This is a genomic window from Paenibacillus sp. CMM36 (genome assembly GCF_053570945.1).
This window is the reverse complement of record NZ_JBSEDY010000077.1, coordinates 1-579: the sequence shown is the minus strand read 5'-3', so window position 1 is coordinate 579 and position 579 is coordinate 1. Positions and strand designations below refer to the sequence as shown.

The following is a 579-nucleotide window of genomic DNA, read 5'->3' as shown; positions in this document are numbered from 1 at the left end:
TGGGAAATCTCATCTTGAGGGGGGCTTCACGCTTAGATGCTTTCAGCGCTTATCCCTTCCGTACATAGCTACCCAGCGGTGCTCCTGGCGGAACAACTGGTACACCAGCGGTACGTCCATCCCGGTCCTCTCGTACTAAGGACAGCTCCTCTCAAATTTCCTACGCCCACGACAGATAGGGACCGAACTGTCTCACGACGTTCTGAACCCAGCTCGCGTACCGCTTTAATGGGCGAACAGCCCAACCCTTGGGACCTACTTCAGCCCCAGGATGCGATGAGCCGACATCGAGGTGCCAAACCTCCCCGTCGATGTGGACTCTTGGGGGAGATAAGCCTGTTATCCCCAGGGTAGCTTTTATCCGTTGAGCGATGGCCCTTCCATGCGGTACCACCGGATCACTAAGCCCGACTTTCGTCCCTGCTCGACTTGTAGGTCTCGCAGTCAAGCTCCCTTCTGCCTTTGCACTCTTCGAATGATTTCCAACCATTCTGAGGGAACCTTGGGGCGCCTCCGTTACTCTTTAGGAGGCGACCGCCCCAGTCAAACTGCCCACCTGACACTGTCCTCGCACCGGTT

The 579-nt window shown here is 56.6% G+C and carries 1 rRNA gene; it reads right to left on the bottom strand.

From position 1 onward, the window contains the following. Positions 1-579, bottom strand: a 23S ribosomal RNA gene (locus tag ACWA2B_RS27955); the annotation flags it as partial.